Genomic DNA, 11,828 nt, shown 5'->3' on the forward strand with positions numbered 1-11,828 from the left:
TTTGAATTTTGTGGTATGATATGTAGGTCTCTAAGTACCTCACCACCTTGAGACCACTATATCTGATTTTTTTCCAAAAAACAATACACATGGGACGAGATGACACTTTCGGTGATATTTGGAATCCGAAAGCGCATTTCTTTTCATATGGAGGATACATAACATTGAACATTGCAATTATCGATGACGTACAGCAGGACCTTGACACCCTTGGCAGGGCTGCACAGAACTATTATGAAGACCGGCAGATCATGGTGCAGATCCAAAGCTTTTCTTCCCCTGCTGCCTTCTGGAAGGCCTACACTCCCGGCAAATATGACCTGATTTTCCTTGATATCTACATGGACCAGGATAACGGCATGGACGTGGCAGTGCGCATCCGTGAGGCAGGCGACTCCTGCTCCTTAATCTTTGTCACCAGCAGCGACGCTTTCGCAGTGGCCAGCTATGACGTGCAGGCGGCATACTACCTTCTGAAACCCCTTGACACCGCCAAGCTTATGAAGGTGCTTGACACCATCCAGATCAAAAACGCACAGGACGTGCGGTACATCGAAGTGATCTGTGACCGTACGCCTGTGCGTGTTCCTGTAAAAACCATATTATATGCAGATACCTTCCACAATGCCGTCCAGCTTCACACGGATGCCGGGGTTCTGCGCACTTATCTTACCTTTCAGAAATTTGAGGAGCTGATCCAGGATCTTCCCTGCTTTCTTTCCTGCTACCGGGGCTGTCTTGTGAACATGGACCGCATCCACAAGACCCTTGAGGACAGCTTTCTTCTGGACAACCAGGAGGTGGTGCAGATCCGCAAGCGCGGTGCCAACGCCATCAAGAAAGAATACCTGAACTATCTGTTCTCATGATCCGCTGTTTTCCAGAGGGATAAATACATTGGCCCGAAAAACGCCCTCTGATGCTTCGAAATCTGCATAGCCTCCGTATTTCTCAGCCGTTTTGCTGACGGAGGCTGTCCCGATTCCCTGGCCGCTGTGGCTTGTGGAATAAAAAACATCCCCATTTCTTCGTACTTCCCCTGAATAGCTGTTTTCAATATCAATGAGAAGCTTTCCCATACGAACCCTGCAGATGCAGTTTACATAGGGCTCCTCTGTTTCTTTGTCCGCTTTCACCGCTCGCACCGCATTTTCCAGAAGATTTCCGAAAATCCTGCAGATATCAAGGTCTGTAATCTTCATCTTTTGGGGAACTTCAATTGAATGGTGAAAGCTTACTCCTGCATCTTCCAGCTGGCCTGCATAATAGTGCAGGATGGCATCCACGGACATGTTTTTGCAGTAGCACATAGGCGCCTGCATTTTCTCACTGCTCTCCTTTGCAAACTGATGGAAATACTCCCGAAGCTGTTCATAATGCTCCTCTTCCAGCAGCATGGAAGCGGTACGGATGTACTGGCGCATATCGTGCCTTGTCCGGCTTGCTTCCTCCAACGCACCAGTCAATTTCTCGTAGTGCTCCTTTTGCATCATCAGGCGCAGCTCCATCTGTCTGGACTGCTCCTCGTAGATCAGCCGCATCCGGTAGCCGTCTGTAAGCTCCCGCCACAAAATTACCCCAAACACGCCAGCCAGAATGGTACCGCCCCATTCCGGGAACCATCCGCCGATAATGGGATCATATAAGGGCCAGATCCGGTCTGCTGCCAGAGAAGAGGCATAGAGCACTGTCCCTGCAAGCAGCGGAAGCCCGCGGGTTCCTTCCGTGTAAAAAAAGGCGATCACCACCAGGCATATGGCAGTAAACCATTTCAAAACCTCTGTAACAGCCGACACCCCGTAGGACAATGCTGCCGTTTCCATTCCTCCTGCAAAAATCCCGGCAACTGTGGCACCAATGCCAGCCGCAGCAGTAAAGCCAACCAGCCACCACACCCATTTGTATTTCCTGCCTGTGATCTCATGCTCCAGAAGCAGCATGGCCGGAAATGTGAGATAATAAAACAGCATTTCCAGACTGAACCAGGGCTGTACCCGCAAAGCCAGATAGGTATGCAAAAGGGGATAGCAGGTGTATCCAAGGACACAGACGCACACTCCTGCAAACAGTGCATTTGCCCGGCTTCTGGTTCTGAAAAACGCCCATACGGAGAAGAGCAGCACCAGAAGAACCAGGGTAAAAACAGAGGAATTGAGAAATACCGGGATTCCCCTTACGGTATTGACCTTCAGAGGATTGCCAAAGGCTGGAACATACTGGATTCCCGGAGACGCGGAATCTTTATCCGTCACTGCGATCATGATCTCTACAGAGGTATGCCCTTTGAAGGTAAACATTCTGTGCTGGATCCGCTCTTCATAGTGATCCGGGTCCGGATTGCCCACCTGCTCGATCAGCTTGCCGTCCACATACAGATTATATGCAGAAAATATCTCTGGCAGATACAGGCCATAAGTATGCTCTTCTGAGGGAAGCATGATCCGAAGCCGGTAGGTTCCGCTTCCATAGGGTTTTCCATTTCTGTCATCTAACTCCATTCCGCCGTATTCCCCGATGGAAAGATACCGGAAATAGTACTTTTCCAGGTCATCCCCTGGGGTAAGCAGCACATCCGGATAGTATTCCCATTCCCTGGAAAGATAGTAGACCGGAAGGCTGTCGTAGGAACCGTCTGCGTAGAGAATTCCGTGTATGGCCTTTTCTTCTCTTGTCATGTATTTGTTGTTCGCGTTATACAATACATAAAAAACCATAAGGGAAAGGATCATACTTATGATGATGGTTCCCCACAGCAGCTTTCTGTCTTTCTTACCTGTCCTCTTCTCCTTCACCCCGGTCCCCCTTTCGGAGCCTTCTGTTTTTTCTCATAGGCAAAAGCAATAACAATATTAACAAAACTACAATTCCCGCAACCAAGGCGGTTGTTTTTATATGCTGTTTTCTCAAATCATCCTGACTGCTGTCCCCGGTTGTTTTCTGGGCAGCTTCCACATCTTCTCCTGCGATTTCAGCTGTCTCATAAGAATCATCGGCAGTTTCTTCCTCTGTATCTGTCTCTTCATCCAATGCTTTCTCGATTTCTTCCCCGTTTTCGGAAGCATCCTGGGACTGCTCTTCTTTGATGGAATATTCCCCGGTTTTATCCACAGGGATCACAGCTACATTCTGGGTCTCATTGACCATTCCCGTGTAGGAATTTCCCTCTTCATCTGTCAGCACAGTTCTGGTGCCAGACCCAGAGCTCTTTGGAATCTCCACGGTAGCACCTGGAATATCTGTGATCTCCTCGCCGTTTTTGGAAATGCTTACGGATAATTCCCCATCTTCCCTGGAAATATCCACCTTCACCTCATCCTCCGGTCCTACTTCCCAGTCCTTCACCACTTTCGTAGGGACACGAACCAGCACGCCTCCGCTTTCAAAAGGAATCTTCTCTACCTGTGCGCTCATAAGGGCGGCCAGACGGTTTCCCACGATCACGGTGGACACATCGGTGACCGTCTCTTTGCCTGTGTCAATGTCCGGAAGGTCCTTGCCGTCACGGTCCGCGTAATTTCTCTCATACCAGTGGTCATTTGTAATGAAATTTTCATCAAAATGGAAGGTGTAGGTACCAGTGCTTCCGCCGGGATATGCTACCTGCAGGCTGTAATCATGGTTTAGCTGCAGGTTAGTCTTTTTCAGATACAGGCCTTCCCGGGTCATGTACCAGCTGTCCTGATTCAGGCTGATCTTCTGATCCTTGCACTTTAACTCCGGCTGAAAATCCTTTAGCTGATCGTCTGTAAAGGCATCCAGAATCATGGGGAAAAACAGGTGGGAAGAACCAGCCATGGCACAGGTCTGCACCTGCGGCTGATCCGGGCGCTGGACGGCAACATAGACAGATGCTGTCGGAAGCTTGGCATCCGGATCCAGCGTATATCCCTCTGGTGCCTGGAAGCTTCCTGTTACCTTATAAACACCTGGAACATTGGTATTTACCCCGCCAAAATCCCACACAGAAGGCATTACAACCGAAGGGTGGGACGCGCTGTCCTCGTATTCCGTCTGGGTGCTGCCAAGGATATGCAAGCTCTTTTCCAGCTGTTTTTTCAGTCCATAGGTACTCTGGCCTTTGCGAAGGGCATAGGCCCCCAAACGCTCCAGGCTTCCCTCTTCTATGGGTTCACAGGAACGGATGGTGGTGTCCTTCACGCCGCTGCTTCCCAAAAGCCAGGGCTGGTAGCTGATGATATCCAGAGTTCCATCTGATGCATAGCAGTACTTCAGATTCCTTGTTTTCCCATTGGGATAAACCACAGTCAGGGTGTAGGTATTTCCTTTCACCATGCTCTGGCAGGAAAGGTACATGCCGTCTGTATCACACATTCCATACCCTTCCTCGCTGATGTTGATCCAGTCCTCGCCTTCCGGCTGCATCCAGATTTCCATAGCATCCGGGTCCTGATCTGTGATCCAGGGAAAATAATAGAGTCCCGCGGAAATCATTCTGGAATACACCTGGATCTCCAGCTCCTCAAAATTCTGAACAGAGATTCCCACAGTCCAGCTGGGAACAGTTATACCGCTGGTATAGCCTTCCGGAAGCTTCAGGGTTCCTGTGATCTGGTATGCCCCCACCTTCTGCACATTCACTTTGGAGTAATCCCAGATTACATTTAGTTCCAGCTCCTGGCCGTCTTCTGTGTAGGCCATGCAGCTCATAGAGTCATAGGTCTCTTTTAGCTCCTCCAGGCTTCCCCCTCTTAACACAGCTCCTGCAGGTATATAAAAAATTCTGGAAAAATCTGTGATCACGCTGTTCCCGGCCCACACCTTCTGCGCGCCTGTCAGAGGACACAGCATCAGCAGGAAACAAAGGGCAAAAATCCAGAAAGTCATTTTTCTTTTCATGTATTTCCTCATTTGAATTTGTTCTGGTTTTAGCATATAGGATTCCTCCAAATAAAACAAGAAACCTGTGGCGAACCGCAGGTTTCCGTGAAAAGCAGCACAAAATCAGAAGCAGAATTCCCGGAAGAAGTCGCATTCTGCGTCATTGCACTGTGCAGCGTCAATTGTCTTGATGTCACAGTGGAAAACATGGCCAAGCTTGTTGACCTTGTCTCCAAATACACGATAAACAAATGGCACATTGTTCTCCATCAGCTTCTGTACCAGAGCAGGGGCCTGTCCTTTCTGGAAATCCGCAACTGCTGTCATGCAAAATACAGGTGGATAAACGTCTGTAATGGTGTCAAGAACGCTGATCTGTGCCAGTTCTTCTTCGGTGCCGCCCTGTGGAAGAAGCTCTTTCATGATCTGCATGGTCAGGTCTTCTACGTTCTCCCCAGAAACCTGGTAAACGCCGCAGTTCAGGGCAATGGCTGTGAGGGCAAAGCCTTCCGGCACTGTGAAATCATATTTGGCAGCGTATGCCGGGTTGGTGCAGATACCTGCGTAAAGGCCCAGAATGTGGGCACCAGCGGAATCTCCCACTGCAAAAATACGCTCTGTGTCAAAGTGGAAGCGTCCTGCACGCTTCATCACCCATTTGCACACCAAATTCAGGTCTTCTAACATTGCCGGGAACTTGTTCTCCGGGGCGAGGCGGTATGTAAAGTTTATTACTGCGAAGCCGCGCTGTGCAAGGCTCATGCAGTAGTACTGGTATCTCTCCTTGTCGCCGTACATCCAGCCGCCGCCATGTACGCTGATGATGACCGGAAGGTCCTCTCCCTGGGCCTGCTTCGGTCTGTACACATCCAGCTTCTGTATTTCCCTGTCGTCGTGTCCATATACAATATTATCCCAGCGGTCTACGTCCTCCGGGGTATTCATAAGCGCATCGCGCTCGTCATCTGATTTCTTAAACTCTGATCTGATCTTATCACTTAATTCAGACATGATAGTTCCTCCAAGGTTGTAATATTTTGAGATATCAAGGTCAAAAGGTCAAAAAGCTGTTCGTACTTGCACGATAAAGCTTTTGAACTTAGGGCCTGCAGGACATGAGGAAGTAGCGATTTACGTAGTAAATCTCCGGATTCCGAATGTCCTGGAATTGCGGGAGCTGCAAAGCAGCGGAGCAATTCGTAGATATCAAAGTCAGGGGGGGCAAAATACATTTTAGCTCTAATCTCCTTGTAATATTATATAAAAAACCTGCGTAAAAAACAAGAATTCTTCTGTTTTTTTGCATAAAAAAAGAACACCCGATCAGCTCAGATGTCCTTTCATGGTTCGTTATTAGTCTTCAACTTTAACGATTTCTTTTTTGTTATAGCTTCCGCAAGCCTTGCAAACTCTGTGTGGCATCATAAGTGCGCCGCATTTGCTGCATTTTACAAGGTTTGGAGCGCTCATTTTCCAGTTTGCTCTTCTCTTATCGCGTCTTGCTTTGGAAGATTTATTCTTTGGGCAGATGGACATTTCGGTTACACCTCCTTAAATTTACTGAATATATCACTGATAGCTGCCATACGGGGATCCTTGGGCTCCTCGGTACATCCGCAGGGACCATTGTTCAGGTTCTTCCCGCATCTGCTACATATCCCTTTGCAGTCCTCTTTGCATAAGACCTTCAAAGGCCAGCTCATCAGTACCTCAAGATAGACCAAACGGTCCACATCCAGGTCATAGCCGGTGAGATAGCTGCTCTCATCCAGATCATTCACACGTTCTTCATCAGTCAGCTTCATGTCAAGCTTCCTCTTAAACTCAAAAGGAATCTCAGTCGCTACCTGATCCAGGCATCTGTCACACGGGATTCCAACAGTCACAAGACCGCTTCCCTCAAGCTCCAGAACTCTGTCTCCGGTATTGGTAATGGTAAGCTCTACAGGCTTCTTCTCCAGAACTGGAAAAGTTCCCTGCTGGAAGGTGATGTCCTCCATCTCAAAAGCTGCACTGTAGTGTACGCTCTTCCCTTCACTGGATGAAATGTCTGATAAATGTATCTGCATAATCGTCTCCTATTCACACTCAATCAATTATACATACCCTGTCATTATTTGTCAACTCGAATTTTTCCGTATCTGCCATAAATTTTCAAAAAAATTGTAAAATTTAAGCAGAACCCGGGAAAATCCATTGCAGCCGGCAAAATAAAAGGCAGTGAATTTCTCTCTTTCACACAAAATCCTGCCGGAGATCTATTGCCCCGGCAGGATCCTAATGTTCCGAAAAGGATTTCTGCGGTTATCAGAAGCCTGTTGCTTCAGAACCGCAGCAGTGATCTGTGCACTGGAATTATTTTACAAGTGCCACTGTATCACGGCAGATTGCAAGCTCCTCGTTAGTCGGGATCACTGCAACCTTAACCTTGGAATCAGCACCGGAAATTACAACTTCCTCGCCCATAGCCTCGTTCGCCTTAGCGTCGATTGTAACACCAAGGTATCCAAGATAGGAGCAAACTTTCTCACGGATCATGCCAACGTTCTCACCGATACCAGCGGTAAATACGATTGCGTCAACACCGTTCATAGCTGCTACATAGCCGCCAACGTATTTTGCAATGCCGTAGCAGAGAACTTCGATTGCGTTTTTAGCGTCCTCGTTTCCTTCTGCAGCTGCTGCACGAAGGTCACGCATATCGCTGGAAACGCCGGACATTCCCTGAAGACCGGATTTCTTATTGAGAACGTTCATAACACCTGCAAGGTCAAGGTTCTCTTTCTTTGCAATGTACTCAACGATAGCCGGATCAATGCTTCCGGAACGGGTTCCCATTACAACACCTTCAAGAGGAGTAAGACCCATTGTGGTATCTACGCATTTGCCGTTCTGTACTGCACTGATGGAAGAACCGTTTCCAAGGTGGCAAACGATAACCTTGGAGTTGTCTTTGTCAAGGCTAAGGAACTCAACAGCACGTTTGGATACGAAGCTGTGGGAGGTTCCGTGGAAGCCGTATCTTCTTACTTTGTAGTTCTTGTAGTACTCGATCGGAAGTCCGTACAGATATGCTTTTGCAGGCATTGTCTGATGGAAAGCGGTATCGAATACACCAACCTGCGGTACATTCGGCATAAGCTCAGCACATACGCGGATACCGATCAGGTTTGCAGGGTTGTGAAGAGGAGCAAGGTCGTTGCACTCTTCTACAGTCTTGATCATCTCATCTGTGATGATAGCGGAGGAAGCGAATTTCTCACCGCCGTGTACGATACGGTGACCGATTGCGTTAACCTCATCAAGGCTCTTGATTGCGCCTGTCTTGTCATTTGTAAGAGCTTCCAGAACCATCTGGATTGCTTCTTTATGAGTCGGCATGGAAGCCTCTGTGATCTCTTTGTCGTTTCCGGCCTTCTGGTATACCAGTCTTCCGTCGATACCGATTCTCTCGCAAAGTCCTTTTGCAAGAACTGCTTCTGTCTCAGAATCGATCAGCTGGTATTTTAAAGAAGAACTACCGCAGTTAATTACCAATACATTCATTTTTCTACTCTCCTGTTTACATGATTATGTAAGATAACGGGGAAAGCGAACTCCCTTCCCCGACACCTTATGTATGAATATTTAATTAGTCCTGAGCCTGGCACTGTACGGATGTGATTGCAACAACACCAACGATATCGTCAGCGGAGCATCCGCGGGACAGGTCGTTTACAGGTTTTGCGATACCCTGTGTGATAGGTCCGTAAGCTTCTGCCTTAGCAAGACGCTGAGCCAGTTTGTATCCGATGTTTCCTGCATCAAGGTCTGGGAAGATCAGGACATTGGCCTTACCTGCAACCGGGCTTCCCGGAGCTTTGGATGCGCCTACGCTTGGAACGATAGCTGCATCAAGCTGGAACTCTCCGTCAAGTGCAAGGTCTGGGTTCTGCTCTTTGGCAATCTTGGTAGCCTCAACAACTTTATCAACATCTGCGTGCTTAGCACTTCCCTTAGTAGAATGGGAAAGCATAGCTACTACAGGCTCTTCCTGTACAAGAAGCTTGAAGGACTCTGCGGAAGAAGCTGCGATTGCTGCAAGTTCTTCCGGATTCGGGTTCTGGTTCAGACCGGAATCACCAAATACGAATGCACCGTTAGCGCCGTACTCGCAGTCCGGAACGATGATCAGGAAGAATGCGGAAACAAGCTTGGTACCCGGTTTGGTCTTCAGGATCTGAAGGCAAGGTCTTAAAGTATCAGCTGTGGAATGGCATGCTCCAGATACCATACCGTCTGCATCGCCCATCTTAACCATCATAACACCGTAGTACAGATACTGGTTCAGAAGGATCTCCTTAGCCTGCTCTGGTGTCATGCCTTTTTTCTGTCTTAATTCTACTAATTTGTCAATATATCCCTGAGTCTTCTCAGATGTTGCAGGATCTACGATCTGTGCACCGGAAATGTCGAAGCCGCCTTCAGCTGCGCTCTTCTTAACTGCTTCCTCATTACCTACAAGTACAAGCTTAGCAATTCCTTCTTTTAAAATTTTGTCTGCTGCTTCAAGAGTTCTCATGTCCTCTGTCTCTGGCAGTACGATTGTCTTAATGCTGGATTTTGCTCTTTCTTTGATTACATCAATAAATCCCATGATTAAATGGCTCCTTTCATTCGTTACAGTAGTCCTCCGGGTGATCCTCCCAAAACCTTTCGAGCAGGAATCAGCCCTCTGGTAACTAACTCCCATTATACGCCACCCGGCCTTGTATTTCAAGCTTTTCAATGTTAGAATATGGCAGAACAACGTATTTTTTGAGGTGCAATTTCATGAAAACAGCTGGAATCATTGCGGAATACAACCCTTTTCACACAGGGCATAAATATCAGATTGATCATGTGAAGGGTACGCTTGGCGCAGACTATGTGGTCATTGCTATGAGCGGAGATTTTGTGCAGAGGGGTACGCCAGCCCTTCTTTCCAAATATGTGCGGGCCGAGATGGCCTTACGTGCCGGAGCAGACCTGGTGCTGGAGCTTCCTGTTTCCTGTGCCACAGCCAGCGCGGAGCTTTTTGCAAGGAGCGGCGTGCAGCTTCTTGATGGACTTGGGGTGGTGGACACCCTCTGCTTTGGAAGCGAATGCGGGGACACGGAGATTCTTATGAAGCTGGCCGGGATTCTTGTGGAAGAGCCAGAAGAATTCAAAAGTGCTCTTCGACGGAATCTGAAAGAAGGAATGACGTTTCCCAAAGCCAGGAGCTTGGTTCTTGGGGAAGTTTTGCCGGGAAATGAGTCTGAAAAATACCAGCAGGTGCTTTCCTCTCCCAACAATATTCTGGGGATTGAATACTGCAAGGCCATCCTGCGGGAAAACAGCTCCATTGTGCCGACTGCTATAAAGCGTGAAGGAAATGATTATCATGAAAATTCCTTGTTCACAGACAGCTTCCCATCGGCTTCTGCCATCCGAAATGCGGTGATCCAGTCGGCAGCTTCCAATACTGCTTCACTTGCAGATCTCGCCCGTAATTTTCTTCCTGCATCCTGCCAGGAATTGTTTTACGATGCCATTTGTAAGAATGCCTTTCTTCTGGAAAATGACCTGGACAGCCTGTACCGTTACTGCCTCCTTCAGGAAAATGAAACGAGCCTGTGCACATACCTGGACATGTCCCACTCTCTTGCCAGAAGAATTCTCGCCTGCCAGGATCAGTACGAGACCTTTTCCCAGTTTGCAGACCTTCTGAAAACCAGGGATATCACCCGCACCAGGATCCAGAGGGCGCTTCTTCACATGCTTCTTCATATTCAGAAGGCCCCGGAGCAGATTCCCTACGCCCGGGTTCTGGGCTTTCGAAAAAGCAGTTCGGCCCTTCTTGGAGAAATCAAAAAGCGTGGGCACATCCCTTTGCTTACGAAACTTGCCAATGCGAAGGAGATCCTTGCAGCTGCCAGTGATGAGCCTGCTCTGGCGGATCGCGAACCTGTTCGTATAAGGCTCTCTCAGTCTTCCTCCGCTCTTCCATTATTGGACGAAACCACCTTCGCCTCCAACCTCTACGAGAGCATGCTGGCACAAAAAAACGGCACTTCTTACGTGCATGAATACAAACAGCAAATTATAATTTTATAAAAACTTCTATCCATACAAAAAACATCCTGGCTGCTTCAAAATTCCCTGCAGTCAGGATGTTTGTATCTTATATCTTTATTTCTCATTAGAAAGAAGAATCCGGTCATTGTCCAGTTTCTTTCCGACGCCAACCTTAAACTTATCAAGAAGTCCCTCTACCGTAAGTCCTTTCTTCTCTTCTCCCTTGATATCCAGAACAATATTTCCGGAATCCATCATCAGAATGCGGTTGCCAAGCTCTAAGGCAGACTGCATGTTGTGGGTGATCATCAGACAGGTCAGATGATGTTCCTCCACAATCCTTTTGGTCAGGTTCAGCACCTTCTCGGCTGTGCCCGGGTCAAGTGCTGCTGTATGCTCATCCAGAAGCAGAAGCTTGGGCGGATTCATAGTTGCCATCAGAAGGGTAAGTGCCTGTCTCTGGCCTCCGGAAAGCAGTCCCACCGGATGGTTCATGCGGTTCTCCAGTCCGATATCCAGAAGCGCCAGCTGCTCACGGAACCGTTCCTTATCACTTTTGGAAATACGGGAAAGCCAGCCGCCTTTTCCTGCCGCAAGGGCAAGATTCTCTTCAATGGTCATGCCCGGCGCTGTTCCTCTCATAGGATCCTGGTAAAGGCGCCCAATGTTCTTGGCTCTGACATGCTGGGGCATAAACGTAATGTCCTGTCCATCCAGCACGATAGAACCGGAATCTGTGAGAAAATCCCCGCAGATGGCATTAAACATGGTAGACTTGCCGGCTCCGTTGGAACCGATGATGGTTGCAAAATCACCTTTTTCAAGATGAAGGGACAGATCCTGGATTGCCACCTTCTCATTCACGGTACCCGGATTAAAGGTTTTGGAAATATGTGAAAGCTTCAGCATGG

Annotated in this window: 10 protein-coding genes; 2 read left to right on the forward strand and 8 right to left on the reverse strand. The window is 48.2% G+C overall.

Features of this window, described 5'->3' with window-relative positions; genetic code table 11:
- Positions 1-164 precede the first annotated feature (164 nt).
- Positions 165-869, forward strand: coding sequence for a LytR/AlgR family response regulator transcription factor (locus tag H8S54_RS11090; protein WP_021926701.1), 705 nt, complete (start codon positions 165-167; stop codon positions 867-869).
- On the opposite strand, the gene H8S54_RS18615 is transcribed toward H8S54_RS11090, so the two are convergent.
- From H8S54_RS18615 to pta, 7 genes are all read right to left on the reverse strand, one after another.
- Complete coding sequence (locus tag H8S54_RS18615) at positions 864-2,792, reverse strand: sensor histidine kinase (protein ID WP_173766287.1); 1,929 nt, start codon at positions 2,790-2,792, stop codon at positions 864-866. The two genes, H8S54_RS11090 and H8S54_RS18615, sit on opposite strands and share 6 nt — an antisense overlap.
- Positions 2,770-4,857 carry an Ig-like domain-containing protein gene (locus tag H8S54_RS11100; RefSeq protein WP_186901501.1) on the reverse strand — a complete coding sequence of 696 codons (2,088 nt, stop codon included), beginning with the start codon at positions 4,855-4,857 and terminating at the stop codon, positions 2,770-2,772. Before H8S54_RS11100 ends, H8S54_RS18615 begins: the two co-directional genes overlap by 23 nt.
- 105 nt (positions 4,858-4,962) lie before the next feature.
- Positions 4,963-5,850 (reverse strand): alpha/beta hydrolase, encoded by an 888-nt coding sequence (locus tag H8S54_RS11105; protein WP_021926697.1) that lies wholly within the window; start codon positions 5,848-5,850, stop codon positions 4,963-4,965.
- Between the two features lie 342 nt (positions 5,851-6,192).
- The gene (gene rpmF, locus H8S54_RS11110; RefSeq protein ID WP_077610953.1) at positions 6,193-6,375 is read right to left on the reverse strand and encodes a 50S ribosomal protein L32; all 183 of its coding nucleotides are present in this window, start codon (positions 6,373-6,375) and stop codon (positions 6,193-6,195) included.
- A gap of 5 nt (positions 6,376-6,380) precedes the next feature.
- Positions 6,381-6,908 carry a YceD family protein gene (locus H8S54_RS11115; protein ID WP_117853894.1) on the reverse strand — a complete coding sequence of 176 codons (528 nt, stop codon included), beginning with the start codon at positions 6,906-6,908 and terminating at the stop codon, positions 6,381-6,383.
- A gap of 286 nt (positions 6,909-7,194) precedes the next feature.
- Entirely contained in the window at positions 7,195-8,385 is a 1,191-nt protein-coding gene (locus H8S54_RS11120) for an acetate/propionate family kinase (protein WP_117853896.1), read from the reverse strand.
- 85 nt (positions 8,386-8,470) lie between these two features.
- The gene (gene pta, locus H8S54_RS11125) at positions 8,471-9,475 is read right to left on the reverse strand and encodes a phosphate acetyltransferase (RefSeq protein WP_117853900.1); all 1,005 of its coding nucleotides are present in this window, start codon (positions 9,473-9,475) and stop codon (positions 8,471-8,473) included.
- Between the two features lie 176 nt (positions 9,476-9,651).
- Between pta and H8S54_RS11130 the strand changes: the two genes are divergently transcribed.
- Positions 9,652-10,956, forward strand: coding sequence for a tRNA(Met) cytidine acetate ligase (locus tag H8S54_RS11130; protein ID WP_021924267.1), 1,305 nt, complete (start codon positions 9,652-9,654; stop codon positions 10,954-10,956).
- 75 nt (positions 10,957-11,031) lie between these two features.
- On the opposite strand, the gene H8S54_RS11135 is transcribed toward H8S54_RS11130, so the two are convergent.
- Complete coding sequence (locus H8S54_RS11135) at positions 11,032-11,826, reverse strand: ABC transporter ATP-binding protein (RefSeq protein ID WP_021924266.1); 795 nt, start codon at positions 11,824-11,826, stop codon at positions 11,032-11,034.
- Positions 11,827-11,828: the final 2 nt, after the last annotated feature.

The sequence above is a fragment of the Blautia segnis genome, assembly GCF_014287535.1.
Taxonomy (GTDB): Bacteria; Bacillota; Clostridia; order Lachnospirales; family Lachnospiraceae; genus Blautia_A; species Blautia_A acetigignens.